13 protein-coding genes are annotated in these 12022 nt (G+C 60.3%); 6 read left to right on the top strand and 7 right to left on the bottom strand.

Going from position 1 to position 12022, the window contains the following annotated elements:
• Positions 1-337: 337 nt before the first annotated feature.
• Complete coding sequence (gene pyrF, locus ASD64_RS14500) at positions 338-1039, top strand: orotidine-5'-phosphate decarboxylase (RefSeq protein ID WP_056106207.1); 702 nt, start codon at positions 338-340, stop codon at positions 1037-1039.
• A 26-nt stretch (positions 1040-1065) separates the two neighbouring features.
• Entirely contained in the window at positions 1066-1353 is a 288-nt protein-coding gene (locus ASD64_RS14495) for a DUF1330 domain-containing protein (protein WP_056106205.1), read from the top strand.
• Between the two features lie 59 nt (positions 1354-1412).
• Here ASD64_RS14495 and ASD64_RS14490 read toward each other — a convergent pair whose 3' ends face one another.
• The 3 genes from ASD64_RS14490 to ASD64_RS14480 are packed head-to-tail and all read right to left on the bottom strand — an operon-like array spanning position 1413 to position 5152.
• Positions 1413-2474: an ABC transporter ATP-binding protein gene (locus ASD64_RS14490; RefSeq protein ID WP_056106201.1), complete on the bottom strand. Its 1062-nt coding sequence runs from the start codon at positions 2472-2474 to the stop codon at positions 1413-1415.
• Positions 2474-4147 (bottom strand): ABC transporter permease, encoded by a 1674-nt coding sequence (locus ASD64_RS14485; protein ID WP_056106198.1) that lies wholly within the window; start codon positions 4145-4147, stop codon positions 2474-2476. Before ASD64_RS14485 ends, ASD64_RS14490 begins: the two co-directional genes overlap by 1 nt.
• A 12-nt stretch (positions 4148-4159) precedes the next feature.
• Positions 4160-5152, bottom strand: a complete 993-nt coding sequence (locus ASD64_RS14480; RefSeq protein ID WP_056106196.1) for an ABC transporter substrate-binding protein — start codon at positions 5150-5152, stop codon at positions 4160-4162.
• A 308-nt stretch (positions 5153-5460) separates the two neighbouring features.
• Here ASD64_RS14480 and ASD64_RS21730 point away from each other — a divergent pair, with 308 nt between their 5' ends.
• The gene (locus ASD64_RS21730) at positions 5461-6627 is read left to right on the top strand and encodes a hypothetical protein (protein WP_056106593.1); all 1167 of its coding nucleotides are present in this window, start codon (positions 5461-5463) and stop codon (positions 6625-6627) included.
• An 11-nt stretch (positions 6628-6638) separates the two neighbouring features.
• On the top strand, positions 6639-7685 hold the full coding sequence (locus ASD64_RS21725; RefSeq protein WP_244480803.1) for a polysaccharide deacetylase family protein: 1047 nt from the start codon (positions 6639-6641) through the stop codon (positions 7683-7685).
• Between the two features lie 42 nt (positions 7686-7727).
• Here the strand turns inward: ASD64_RS21725 and hslU are convergent, their stop codons facing one another.
• From hslU to hslV, 4 genes are read right to left on the bottom strand one after another with little or no spacing between them, the layout of a single operon-like run.
• Positions 7728-9038 carry an ATP-dependent protease ATPase subunit HslU gene (gene hslU, locus ASD64_RS14465; protein WP_056106194.1) on the bottom strand — a complete coding sequence of 437 codons (1311 nt, stop codon included), beginning with the start codon at positions 9036-9038 and terminating at the stop codon, positions 7728-7730.
• Between the two features lie 4 nt (positions 9039-9042).
• Positions 9043-9642, bottom strand: a complete 600-nt coding sequence (locus ASD64_RS14460) for a DUF2585 domain-containing protein (RefSeq protein WP_056106192.1) — start codon at positions 9640-9642, stop codon at positions 9043-9045.
• Positions 9639-10151 (bottom strand): GNAT family N-acetyltransferase, encoded by a 513-nt coding sequence (locus tag ASD64_RS14455; protein ID WP_056106589.1) that lies wholly within the window; start codon positions 10149-10151, stop codon positions 9639-9641. The genes ASD64_RS14460 and ASD64_RS14455 overlap by 4 nt, the downstream gene beginning before the upstream one ends.
• 7 nt (positions 10152-10158) lie before the next feature.
• Positions 10159-10710 carry an ATP-dependent protease subunit HslV gene (hslV, locus tag ASD64_RS14450; RefSeq protein WP_056106189.1) on the bottom strand — a complete coding sequence of 184 codons (552 nt, stop codon included), beginning with the start codon at positions 10708-10710 and terminating at the stop codon, positions 10159-10161.
• 224 nt (positions 10711-10934) lie between these two features.
• Between hslV and hisB the strand changes: the two genes are divergently transcribed.
• Together hisB and ASD64_RS14440 are read left to right on the top strand one after the other, a co-directional pair.
• Positions 10935-11534: an imidazoleglycerol-phosphate dehydratase HisB gene (hisB, locus tag ASD64_RS14445; RefSeq protein ID WP_056106187.1), complete on the top strand. Its 600-nt coding sequence runs from the start codon at positions 10935-10937 to the stop codon at positions 11532-11534.
• Between the two features lie 2 nt (positions 11535-11536).
• Positions 11537-12022 carry a DUF2628 domain-containing protein gene (locus tag ASD64_RS14440; RefSeq protein WP_056106185.1) on the top strand — a complete coding sequence of 162 codons (486 nt, stop codon included), beginning with the start codon at positions 11537-11539 and terminating at the stop codon, positions 12020-12022.

The raw sequence follows: 12022 nt of genomic DNA, 5'->3' as shown, positions 1-12022 counted from the left end.
CAAAGATCGAGTTGGCGTAGCCTTTTCTGCCCGCGTCGTTACCGCCGACACCATGAAGTTTTCCTCGGGATTCCCACCGCCGTCATTGCCGCCTCTGGTCACTTCATCCGGCCCGGTCGTCGTCGCCTGCAAGTCTGGAGTGTCTATCCCTCCCACATTTCGTGCCGGCTGGCTCGACGCCAGCGTGATAGCCCTTCCTGCAGTGCTCGGTGCCGCACGGCGGCGAGGCATTCGACGATCACGGCGACTTGCGTGATGAGCGCTTGCGCCGGGCGATGGAAAATGTTGCAAGCACACTTGCCGAGCGGGCAGCAATACTGTCGATGAGGAAAGAGCCATGACCCCAGCCCTTGAGATGCGGGACCGCTTGATTGTCGGCCTCGACGTGCCGACGCTCGGTGAAGCTGAAAAGGTGGTGCGCGATCTCGACGGCGTGGTGGACTTCTACAAGATCGGTTACCAACTCGTCTTCGCCGGTGGCCTGGAGTTCGCGCGGGAACTCGCCAGTGGTGGAACCAAAGTGTTCCTGGACATGAAGCTGCTCGACATAGACAACACCGTGGCCAAGGGGGTCGAAAACATTGTCCGTATGGGCATGACCATGCTCACCTTGCATGCCTATCCCAAGACCATGCGGGCGGCGGTCGACGCAGCGCGCGGCAGCGACCTCACCTTGCTGGCGGTGACGGTGCTGACCTCGATGGACGAGCACGACGTCATCGAGGCCGGTTATGAGCACGATCCGCATACGCTGGTGCTGAGGCGTGCCGAACAGGCCCTGCACGCTGGCATGGGCGGCATCGTCTGTTCTGCGCACGAGGCAGCGGCCGTACGCATGATCGTCGGTCCCGACCTTGCCTTGGTGACGCCGGGCATCCGCCCTGCTGGTGCCGAGCACGGCGACCAGAAGCGCGTGGTGACACCGCGCGATGCCATCCGCAACGGTTCCAGCCACCTGGTTGTGGCGCGCCCGATCGTCGGCGCGGTTGACAGGCGGGCGGCGGCGCAAGCTATTCTCGACGACATGCGCTCAGCCTGAGCGGAGTAATTTCTGGAGGAATTGGAATGCCCAAGGGATACTGGATCGCTCGCGTCGATATTCGCGATCCTGAGCGTTACAAGGATTATGTCGCAGCAGCTAAGCCTGCGTTTGAACGGTTCGGGGCCAAGTTTCTGGCGCGTGGTGGCGAGCATGAGAAGGCGGAAGGCCCCGGCCGGGCGCGCAACGTCATCATAGAATTTGATTCGCTGGCGATCGCGCATGACTGCTATCACTCGCCGGAGTATCAGCGCGCAGCTGCAATCCGCCAGCAGGTCGCGGATGGCGAGATCGTCCTGGTAGAGGGAAGCTGAGGCTTTAGTTCCCGAAAGGGGCTTGTTCCGCGGCTTCCCTGCATCAGGCGCCTTAGCTCTCAGTCGAGCACGTGGATTGATGACCGGCTCGGTGACAGATGTATGGTCTGTCCGACCTCGAACAGGCCAGTCTCGCCGGGATTGGGGCTGTCGACAAGCCAATAGCCGATACCTGGTATCTTGATCAGATACTCGGCAATATTGCCGAGGAACATCACGCGGCTGACGGTCCCGGTAAAATCTCCCTTATTGCGATCCAGGCCGACGGCCTCCGGGCGAACGACTAGCGTTACCCTCGATTTCGCCTCCAATCCCTGCAAAGCCGGAAGAACGAGCGTCCTGCCGGCCACCTCTACTGATCTATCATCCACGACCGTCGCCGGAATGAAATTGGCCTTGCCGATGAAGTCGGCGACGAAACGGCTGGCCGGGCGCGCATAAACTGTATGAGGCGAGCCGATCTGCTCGACGATACCGGCGTTCATCACGACGATATCGTCGGAAATGCTCATTGCCTCGACCTGGTCGTGGGTGACGTAGATGCTGGTGATGCCGAGACGCTGCTGCAACTCGCGGATCTCGATACGCATTTGCTCGCGCAGCTTGGCATCCAGATTGGAAAGTGGTTCGTCGAACAACAGGACACGTGGTTCCATGACAATGCAGCGCGCCAGCGCGACACGTTGCTGCTGGCCGCCGGAGAGTTGGCTTGGAGAGCGGTGGGCTAGGCCCGACAGGCCCGTCTGCTCGAGAACGCGCTTCACGCGCTCTTCGATATCTGCCCGGCTGAGTTTGCGCAGGCGCAGTCCGAAGGCAACGTTTTCGAACACATCGAGATGCGGGAAGATCGCATAGGACTGGAACACCATTGCAGCGTCACGCTTGTTCGGCGGTTCGTCATTGATGCGCTTGTCGCCGAACCAGATATCGCCTGATGTCGGTTCCTCGAACCCCGCGATCATGCGTAGAAGCGTTGTCTTGCCGCAGCCTGACGGTCCAAGCAAGGTAACAAGCTTGCCCTCGGCAATCTCGAGGTCGATATCCTTGACGGCAGCCACCGACGCGCCGTCAGGACTCGAAAATATCTTGTTGAGCCCGGCTATCCTGATTCCTTGAGCCATCAATATCTCACCATGGAAGAGTGGCGTGACCAGCGCCCCACGAATGCATTTATGATAACAATCGCAACCAGCACGATCAGGATCACCACGACGCTGTAGGCGGCTGCAACGCCGAGGCGGCCCGAGCCGACCTGATTGAGGATTTGCACGGTCATCAGGTTCCAGTTGGCCGACACAAGGAAGATGGCCGCACTAATCGCTGTCATCGCGCGCACGAACGCATAAACCAGGCCGGAGAAGAAGGCCGGCGCGATCAGTGGCAGCGTGACCTTCCTGAAAGTGGTCAGGCCGTCAGCGCCGAGGTTCTGCGCTGCTTCCTCGATCGACGGGTCGATCTGTCTCAATACGGCGATGCCCGACTGGATGCCGACCGGCATGTAGCGGAACACGAAACACAAGACCAGGATCGCCAGAGTGCCTGTCAGGACCACCGGCTGCGCGTTGAAGGCCAGGATATAGCCGATACCGACCACCGTTCCCGGCACGGCGAAACTCAGGATCGAGCCGAATTCCAGCGCGGTCCGGCCGGGAAACGTCCGCCGCACGATCAGGAACGCCACGAGCATGCCCAGAAAGCCGCTGATGGGGGTCGAGATGATGGCAACGATCAGTGTGTCCTTCACCGTGTCGAGCCCGACATCGAAGACGTAGATGAAGTGATCGAGCGTCGGGGTGTAGTTGAACCCCCAGACCTTGGTGAACGCACCGAGGAATATGACTGCGTAGAAGGCTGCAACAAACAGGGCAAACAGCACGACCAAGGCGTAGAGCAGCCACTTCGCCGGCTCGTTCACGATCTTGGACGTCGAGGCAGAGGGCTTGCCGGTCACGGTAATGTATTGGCGCTTGGCCAGATAGTAGCGCTGAATGGCAAACGCCGTAAGCGACGGGATCAACAGGACGATCGCGAGCATGGCGCCCCGCGCCAGGTTGAAGGATCCCGTGATTTCCAGATAAGCCTGCGGTGCCAGCATGGGAAACGCCGCGCCGGCGAGAACCAGTGGATTGCCGAAATCCGCCATGGACTCGATGAACACAACGAGAAAAGCGCCGGCAATGCCCGGCAGCGACAGGGGAAAACTGACCTTCCAGAAGGTCTGCCAACGGGTAGCGCCGATGTTGAGTGCCGCATCTTCCAGCGTCGGGCTGATCGAAGCCAGCACGCCCCGCAGGGAAAGATAGGCGATCGGCGCGAAGGTGAACACCTGCGACAGGACCACGCCGTGAAAGCCGTAGATGGAAAAGTCGTTCAACCCCAGCAACTGACGTGTGATCAGGCCATTGAAGCCGAACAGGAACAGGATCGATACAGCGCTGACGAATGGCGGCGACACGATCGGCAGCAGCGTGATGTAGTGGAGGAGGGATTTTCCCGGAACGTTCAGCCGCGCCAGTACGAAGGCCGCCACGAAACCGATCAGGACGCTGATCACGCCGACCAATGCTGCAACGCCGAGACTGTTGATCAAGGCGTTGCGGTAGAGCCTGCGCTCAGCCAGCGAAAAGTATTCCGCAAGCGTCCATTGGCCGTCGACCTGCACGCTGGCCAAGAGAACTTTGCCCAGCGGATAGATGACGAACAGCACAATGGAGGCGGCAATGATAGCCAAAAGCGCGAGAAGAATCGGATCTCGCGCCAGTAGCTTCAGTTCCTGGCGTGCATTGGCAAACAAGCGAACTCGTCCTTACTGGCCGAGAACGTCCTTGGCCCAGCGCTCGACAAGCCGCTTTTTGTTCTCCGCTGCGAAGCTTGCATCTGTGGCCACAAGCTTGATCGAATCCAGTGCCGGAACACCCGTGCCGCCGCTGACATCTGCCCTGATCGGCAGGAAGTAGGTCTTGGAGGCGCTCAACGCGCCCTGTCCGTCCGTGGAGGTCATCCAGTCGACGAGTTTTTTCGCTTCATCCGCATGCTGGGCGCCTTTGAGAATCGACATTGCCGCTACTTCGTAGCCCACCCCTTCGCTAGGGAAGACTACCTTGACCGGAAAGCCTTCGTCGGCAAGCTTGAGAAAGCCAGGGCTGAACTGAATGGCCAGCGGCGTCTCGCCTACCCCAAGCGCTCCGCTCGGAGCCGTTCCGCTCTGGGTGTAGGTCTGGATGTTTGGATTGAGCGCCTTCATGTATTCAAAGGCAGCATCTTCACCGCGTTCCTTGATCAGTGTCAGCATCATCGCATAGGCGGTACCCGACGACTGCGGCGACGGCATCTGGATCAGACCTTTGTAGGCAGGGTTCTTCAAATCTTCCCAGGAGGCCGGAACAGGCGCCTTGCGGCTTTCGAGAATGTCGGTGCGCACGCCGAAGGCGATCGGATTGGTGTAGATGGCGTGCCAGAAACCATCCTTGTCCTTGAACTCGTCCGTCAGTTTGTCGGCATTGGCCGAAACATAGGGCTCGGTCAGGCCGCGTTCCTTGGCCAGGATGTGGTTCTCGCTCGGCGCGCCAAACCATACATCGGCCTGCGGGCTGGCCTTTTCGGCTTCGATGCGGGAAAGCGCCGGGCCGGAGGACAGGAATACCATCTGCGCTTCGACGCCGGTTGCCTTGGAGAAGGCATCGAGGAGCTTCTTGGCGTTTTCTTCATCGACGCTGGAATAGACCACCAGCGCGTGTGCTGAAGTAACCGCCATGAACGACGCGAACGCGGCCGCCAGAATACCAACAGGAAGTTTCATGCACTGCCCCCAGAGTTTGAATTGAGCTAAATTAATAAGCTGGCAAACTATCGACGCCGCACTGTCTGGTCAATGCGATTACAAAATCGTGATGCTTCACTTTGCCGATCGGGCTGGGGGCACTGCTTCGGCAGCGTCGCGGAAGGGTACGTGGGGCATTGGCGCTGAGCAGTTTGTTAACAGTGACCGTCTAGTTTCCCGTACCATGATTACGATCGGCTCTGCCATGGCGCACCTTTCCGATACGTGCCGATTGCCGGAACCGATCTATGCTTCTTGAGCCTCTGCCCAGCCTCGAATCTGACAGTATGGCGTCTGGCGTAGTCATCCTCGGCGGCGCACACGGCACGCTGGCGCTGGCCCGCAGCCTGGGAGCGATCAACGTCCCGGTTTTCCTGGTTAGCAACGATACCCCTTTGCCCGGCTGGTCGCGCCATGTGAGCGGCAAGTTCCTTTGGTCAGGCCCGGATGCGCCGGATGCCGTTTCATGCCTGCTCGGCCTCGCTGCCGATCACAACCTTAGGGGCTGTCTGTTAGTCGCCGGCGGCGACGGCGAGGTACGCATGGTCTCGCAATCGCTCGATGTACTGTCGACTTTTTACAGGGTTGCCCTGCCTCCGTGGGATTGCCTCCGATGGGTATGCGAAAAGCCGCTGCTCTACCAAAGGGCGGCGGAACTCGGCCTTGCCGTGCCGAAGACCTATGCGTTTGGCTCTGCGGAAGAGGCATCGCGATCCGACATCCGGTTCCCAGTGGTGCTGAAGCCCAATATGGGCGGCGGCAACAGCCGGTTGGCGCGGGCGAAGGTGGTCCGTGCCGACGACATGGGGGCCTTCCTCGCCGCCTATGAAGATGCCGTCGACGATATCGGCGCCCGCAATGTGGTGGTACAGCAACTGATACCTGGTGGCGGCGAGAGCCAGTTTTCTTATGCGGCTTTGTGGCACGAAGGAAAGCCTGTTGCCGAGTTCACGGCACGGCGTTCGCGGCAATATCCGGTCGACTTCGGCTACACGAGCACTTTCGTCGAGGTGGTCGATTGCCCGCAGGCAGTGGCGGCTTCCCGGCGACTGCTGTCGTCCATTCGGCATCACGGGTTGGTGGAGATCGAGTTCAAGCATGACGCTCGTGACGGCACGCTGAAACTGCTCGATGTCAATCCGCGTCCGTGGTCGTGGTTCGGGCTGGCTAGCGCCGCAGGCGTTGATCTTGGTGCAACGCTTTGGAGTATGACAAACGGCATCGGCGTCGAAACAAGGACGGCTCAAATGGGCACGGCATGGATGTATCTGGCGCGCGATATGGTAGCCGCCGCACGGCTTGCAGTTCGTGGCCAGCTGTCTTTCGGTGCCTATGTCCGCTCGTTCAGCGCGGTCAAGGCATGGGCGACTTTCGCACCGAACGACCTCATGCCAAGCCTGCTGGACTTGCCACTGACCGTGTGGCGGGTACTGACGCGGCGCGTGCTGAAGTAGCGAGATCGATCTTGTCGCTGAAAACTGTTGCCAACAGAATTGTTCGCAATGTGATCATCCGGACCGGCCTGGAGGTTGTGGCGCTGAGCAATGCCGGTGCGTTTTTGCCTTCGGCCGCAGGGCGCGGGGTGATCTTCACCCTGCACCATGTGCGGCCATCGCGGGGCGAGCCGTATCAACCGAACGCGCTTTTGTCGGTCACACCGCAATTCCTCGACGCGGCTATCGGGGTCTGCCTGCAAGCCGGTCTCGTACCCGTTGCGGTAGAGGAATTGCCAAGGCTACTGGCTGACCCGAGCGACGACCGCCGATTTGTGTCCTTTACGCTGGATGACGGCTATCGCAACAATGCCGAGCACGCCGCACCAGTTTTCCGCAAGAACGGCGTGCCGTACACCATCTTCATCTGCAAGGGTTTCGTCGAACGCACGCGCTCGATGTGGTGGGAAACTGCCGAGCAATTGACCCGCGACGAAGCGGCACTGGAGTTCGATTTCGGGGCTGGGTTGGAAACGGTGACGATGCGGTCGATGGACCAGAAGCAGGCAGCCTTCGACCGCATTTCCGATTTCGTGCAGACCGTTGAAGAAGACGCGGCGGTTGCGCTGCTGGATGCGGCGGCGAGCGCCAACGGCATCGATCCGTTGGCCATTGTCGACCGGCTGACGATGACCGAGGATGAGTTGCGCGATCTTGCCCGCGATCCGTTGGTGCGGTTCGGAGCACACACGCTGACCCACGCAAATCTGAAACGTGTCGACGCGGCAAGGTTGAAGACGGAGATCACCGGCTCAATGCAAGCCGTGACCAGTTATATAGGGCGAAAGCCAACCAGCCTTGCCTATCCTTATGGCTATGCAACTGCGGTCGGCGAGCGTGAATTTCAAGCGGCAGTTGATGCAGGTCTCGAGATAGCGGTAACAACGCAGCCGGGCACGCTCAGGGTTTCGAACCTGAAACGCCCAACTGCTTTCAATCGCGTGTCGCTGAATGGCCTCTACCAAAAGGAGCGCTATGTGCGGGCGCTGCTCTCCGGCATTCCATTCAAGTTAATGTAGGCGGCTGCACACCCGGTACGGCTGGATGCGCAGCCCCAGATGTCAGAGAATGAAGCGTGAAAGATCGGTGTTCCTCGACAGGTCGCCGACATGTTTCTGCACGTAAGCGGCGTCGATGGTCACTGCCGTGCCGTTGCGGTCGGGCGCATCGTAGGAGATCTCGTCCAGCACCCGCTCCATCACCGTCTGCAGGCGGCGCGCGCCGATGTTTTCTACCGAGGCATTGAGATCGACAGCGATGCCGGCCAGAGAATCGATGGCATCGTCGGTAAAGTCGAGCGTCACGCCCTCAGTCGCCATCAGCGCCACATACTGTTTGATAAGACTCGCTTCCGTCTCGGTCAGGATGCGCACGAAATCTTCCTTTTCAAGCGCCCGCAACTCGACGCGGATTGGCAAACGGCCCTGCAATTCAGGCAAGAGGTCGGACGGCTTGGAAACGTGGAAGGCGCCGGACGCAATGAACAGGATGTGGTCGGTCTTGATCGACCCGTATTTGGTCGCCACCGTGGTGCCTTCGACCAGCGGCAGGAGATCGCGCTGCACACCTTCGCGCGATGGCCCGCCGGAAATGTCAGAGCGGGCGGCGATCTTGTCGATCTCGTCAAGGAAGACGATGCCGTCCTCCTGCGCCGATTCCAGCGCCCGGCGCACCACCTCGTCCTGGTCGAGCAACTTGTCGGACTCGTCTTCGATCAAAAGCCCATAGGAATCCTTGACCGTCGTCTTGCGCATTTTCGTGCGCTTGCCGCCCATCGCCTTGGACAGCATGTCGTTGATGTTCATGACGCCGATATTGGCGCCCGGCATGCCGGGAATCTCGAAGCCGGGCATGCCGCCGCTGCCGGTATCGGCCACCTCGACCTCGATCTCCTTGTCGTCCAGTTCGCCTTCGCGCAGCTTCTTGCGGAAGCTATCGCGTGTCGCGGGAGAGGCTGTCTTGCCAACCAGCGCTTCCAGTACGCGTTCCTCGGCGTTGATATGGGCGCGCGCCTTGACGTCCTCGCGCATCTTTACGCGAACCAACCCAATGGCGATCTCGACCAGATCGCGCACGATCTGCTCGACGTCGCGGCCGACATAACCGACCTCGGTGAATTTGGTGGCTTCGACCTTGACGAAAGGCGCGCCGGCCAGTTTGGCGAGGCGCCGCGATATCTCGGTCTTGCCGACGCCGGTCGGCCCGATCATCAGGATGTTCTTGGGCATCACCTCTTCGCGCATCTGGCCCTCCAGTTGCTGGCGGCGCCAGCGATTGCGCAATGCGATCGCGACGGCGCGCTTGGCGTCCTTCTGGCCGATGATGAAGCGGTCGAGTTCGGAAACGATTTCGCGGGGGGAAAAGCTGCTCATGGTTCTACAATCCACCTTGCCACTGCTTGATGAACTCGAACGGATGCAGCAGCATGATCACGTTGAGTGTCAGATTGTCCCGGATGATGATGCCCGTGCCGATCTCAAAGATCAGGGCCAGCGCCACGACGATCCATATAGGAAGCGTTCTGGCCATCGCAAAGCCCGCGATCATGGCCACGGAATCCGAGACGGAATTGATGATGGAATCGCCATAATAATCGAGCGAGATAGTCTGCGCGCGGTAGCGCTCGATGATCATCGGGCTGTTTTCCAGAAGTTCCCAACCACCTTCGATGAGAAGAGCGAAGCCGAGCTGCAGCCAGATCGAGGCGCGCGGAAACAGAAAGTGCGCCAGCGCATAGAACAGGAAGCCATGGATGATGTGTGAGGGCGTGTACCAGTCGGATATGTGCTGGGAGTTTTCCGAGCTGATCACCACGCCGTGCCACAGCTTCACATAGCCGCATTCGCAGATCGGAATGCGGCCCATGGCATAAAGCACCAGCGCCTGGGCCAAAAGCAGACCGACGACAAGTACCGCACCTCGTTGCCATGGCAACGATCGCCACCATGCCGGCTTGTTGATCTGTGCCTCGCTCATTCGTCCTCCTCGGCATCGACTGCCATCAGCAGTACGTCGCCATACTCCGACTGCCTGCGCCCGATCGGCCTGAACCCCGCCTTCTCATAGGCGCGGATCGCCCTGCTATTGTCCGGATGCGGATCGATGATGACGCGCGGTGCGCCTTCCTCGAACAGATCCGCCACGAATTGCCTGACAATGGCCGAGCCGTGGCCAATGCCGACAAGCTCCGGCACGCCAATGGAAAGGTCGATGCCGAGCGTGCCGAAAGGCTGATCCGCATAGGGATGGTCGTCCTCCAGATGCGGATCGTAGCTTTGCAGATAGGCGATCGGGCGGCCGTCAAGCTCGACGATCAGCGGCTCGACCGAATCGCTGTCGATGTGCTCGCGGATGGAAGCGATTTCGGTTTCCGGGTCGCCCCACCATCCGGCCATATGCGGTTGTGCAAGCCAGCGTGCGATCATCGCCAGGTCGGCCTCGGTGACCGCCCGAAAATCGTAGGTCGGCCCGGCCTCGCGCGGCATCCCGGCCTTATGCTGCATCGATGACTTCGACGACGAAATTGTTGTTGGTGTAGACGCAGATGTCGGAAGCAATCTTCATTGCCTTGCGGGCGATTTCCTCGGCGTCCTTGTCGCTGTCAATCAGGGCGCGGGCGGCTGCCAGCGCATAATTGCCGCCGGACCCGATGGCCATGACGCCGTCTTCCGGTTCCAGCACGTCGCCATTGCCGGTCAGCGCCAGCGACACGGATTTGTCGGCCACCAGCATCATCGCTTCCAGCCGGCGCAGATAGCGGTCGGTACGCCAGTCCTTGGCGAGTTCGACGCAGGCGCGGGTCAACTGGTCGGGATATTGTTCGAGTTTTGCCTCCAACCGCTCCAGAAGCGTGAAAGCGTCGGCGGTGGCGCCCGCGAAACCGGCAATGACCTTGCCGTCCTTGCCGATGCGCCGGACTTTCTTGGCATTGCCCTTCATGATGGTCTGGCCGAGGCTGACCTGGCCGTCGCCGGCGATGACCACCTTGCCGCCCTTGCGCACGGTGACGATGGTCGTGGCATGCATGGTCAATTCATTGGACATATGTTGCTCCGATGTCGCGCGATCCCTATTCGAGGCGATTGGCGCGTTACGAGGAATATTTTCGCATATGTATGCAGCCTAAGCCTGTTTGCAAACAAGCATCGATCAAGCCGCCTCAAGTGGCTTTGGAAACTGGCAATCGTTGGATCATGCTGCTAGAAGGCTCTCGCTTTCAAGAGCATACGTCCACCTTCTTACGAGAATTCAGGGACAAGGATCCGGCCATGTCACCCCGTTCCGCCGAAGTGAGCCGCAAGACCAGGGAAACCGAAATCTCCGTTTTCGTGCATGTCGACGGCACCGGCAAGTCGGACATTTCGACCGGCGTCGGCTTCTTCGACCACATGCTTGACCAATTGTCGCGCCATTCGCTGATCGATATGACGGTCAAGGCCAAGGGCGACTTGCACATAGACGATCACCACACGGTGGAAGACACCGGCATCGTGCTAGGTCAGGCGCTGTCCAAGGCGCTAGGCGAGCGGCGCGGCATCATGCGCTATGCCTCGATCGACCTGGCCATGGACGAGACGCTGACGCGCGCGGCCATCGACGTGTCTGGACGGCCTTTCCTCGTCTGGAATGTCGGTTTTCCCTCTCCGAAGATCGGCACTTTCGACACCGAACTGGTGCGCGAATTCTTCCAGGCGCTGTCGCAGCATGCCGGCATCACGCTGCATGTGGCCAACCACTACGGCGCCAACAACCATCACATTGCCGAAACCTGCTTCAAGGCGGTGGCGCGTGCGCTGCGCGCTGCGACCGAAGCCGACCCGCGCCAGCCTGACGCGGTCCCTTCAACCAAGGGATCGCTGAAGGGGTAGCAATGGCCAGCTATGTCGTGATGCTGCCTCCGCGCGGCAACCCCGAGCAGAGGCTGGAGCAGGCCGTTTTCATTCGCGACGGCTTCTCCTGGTTAGGGTTCATAGTGCCACCGCTCTGGTTGTTGTGGCACCGGCTATGGCTCGAGGCGATCCTGGCTTTCCTCGTCATGGCTTTTCTTTCGGGTCTGGGAGAGGTGACGGGCTTTCGCGTTACTGGTGCGCTGCTCGGCCTTCTCGTTTCGCTCTATGTCGGGTTGGAGGACCAGGTCCTGCGGATTGCCGCTATGCGGCGACGCGGCTGGCAGGACTGGGGCGTAGTCGAGGCAGATCGGCAGGACGCGGCCGACTTGCGCTACGCGCTCGACGTCAGCCAGGAAGCAACCGATGCGGCACCGCAGGTGAGTATCGTGCCGGCCGCCACAGCTATGCCGCGGTCGCCGCACGCACAAGACACGCTCGGCCTCGTTTCCTACCCTAAAAGGCTCTGA

Source organism: Mesorhizobium sp. Root157, from assembly GCF_001427385.1.
GTDB lineage: Bacteria > Pseudomonadota > Alphaproteobacteria > Rhizobiales > Rhizobiaceae > Mesorhizobium.
Note: the sequence above shows the minus strand (reverse complement) of the source record. Positions and strands in the feature narration are given on the sequence as shown.

Excerpts from the sequence above, each read along its gene's own strand:
- ASD64_RS14495 (WP_056106205.1), top strand. The coding sequence starts at position 1,066 with ATGCCCAAGGGATACTGGATCGCTCGCGTCGATATTCGCGATCCTGAG.
- ASD64_RS14480 (WP_056106196.1), bottom strand. The coding sequence starts at position 5,152 with ATGAAACTTCCTGTTGGTATTCTGGCGGCCGCGTTCGCGTCGTTCATG.
- ASD64_RS14460 (WP_056106192.1), bottom strand. The coding sequence starts at position 9,642 with ATGAGCGAGGCACAGATCAACAAGCCGGCATGGTGGCGATCGTTGCCA.
- pyrF (WP_056106207.1), top strand. The coding sequence starts at position 338 with ATGACCCCAGCCCTTGAGATGCGGGACCGCTTGATTGTCGGCCTCGAC.
- hisB (WP_056106187.1), top strand. The coding sequence starts at position 10,935 with ATGTCACCCCGTTCCGCCGAAGTGAGCCGCAAGACCAGGGAAACCGAA.
- ASD64_RS14440 (WP_056106185.1), top strand. The coding sequence starts at position 11,537 with ATGGCCAGCTATGTCGTGATGCTGCCTCCGCGCGGCAACCCCGAGCAG.
- ASD64_RS14455 (WP_056106589.1), bottom strand. The coding sequence starts at position 10,151 with ATGCCGCGCGAGGCCGGGCCGACCTACGATTTTCGGGCGGTCACCGAG.
- hslU (WP_056106194.1), bottom strand. The coding sequence starts at position 9,038 with ATGAGCAGCTTTTCCCCCCGCGAAATCGTTTCCGAACTCGACCGCTTC.
- ASD64_RS14490 (WP_056106201.1), bottom strand. The coding sequence starts at position 2,474 with ATGGCTCAAGGAATCAGGATAGCCGGGCTCAACAAGATATTTTCGAGT.
- hslV (WP_056106189.1), bottom strand. The coding sequence starts at position 10,710 with ATGTCCAATGAATTGACCATGCATGCCACGACCATCGTCACCGTGCGC.
- ASD64_RS21730 (WP_056106593.1), top strand. The coding sequence starts at position 5,461 with ATGGCGTCTGGCGTAGTCATCCTCGGCGGCGCACACGGCACGCTGGCG.